The sequence below is a fragment of the Oleiphilus sp. HI0061 genome (genome assembly GCF_001635675.1).
The window spans coordinates 1-604 of sequence record NZ_LWFE01001789.1; the positions used below are offsets into that span (position 1 = coordinate 1).

The 604-nt window shown below is 40.4% G+C and carries 1 protein-coding gene; it reads left to right on the top strand.

The genetic code is table 11. The features are described 5' to 3' along the window. Positions 1-440 (top strand): ABC transporter substrate-binding protein (locus A3735_RS27330; protein ID WP_156499965.1); only part of this gene is annotated, 440 nt, incomplete at its 5' end. Positions 441-604: the final 164 nt, after the last annotated feature.

Here is a 604-nt window from a genome sequence, read left to right on the forward strand (position 1 = left end):
TTGTTGGTGCTTTACCCTGGGCATGGAATATACCAGAACAATACAATTATGAAACAGGCAAAAAATTCGTTGAAACCTTTAGCAAACGCTATGACGCCTACCCTTCTTCTTCCGCAGCTTCGGCATATTCAATTTTATATCAATACAAAGACGCCGTAGAACGCGCAGGCAGCTTTGAAACAGCCAAGGTTAGAAAAGCTCTGGAAGGCCATAAATATTCTTTGTTAAAAGATGAGCAGGAATGGCGAGCTTTTGACCAACAAAATATTCAGACAGTCTATGCTGTGAAAGGTAAGACTAAAGAAGATATTTTAAAAGATAAATACCAGTCAGATTACTTCGAGATTCTAACAAGTATGAGTGGCGAAAAAGCCGCAAGAACCCAGCGCCAATGGAAGAATGACCGATTTAAAGCAAACAAATCATCTATTCTGAATTAGCTCATAGGCCGGGGAAGGCGCTCAAAACAAGGAGCGCTTTGCCTACATTTTACTAGCGTTTGGGAATCACTGTTAAGTGCTTGTATTATTTGGTTTAAAACTAGGTATACATAAGCCCTAACTCTCTACAGAACAATCCGGACGTCTATGAGCAACAAGCAGCA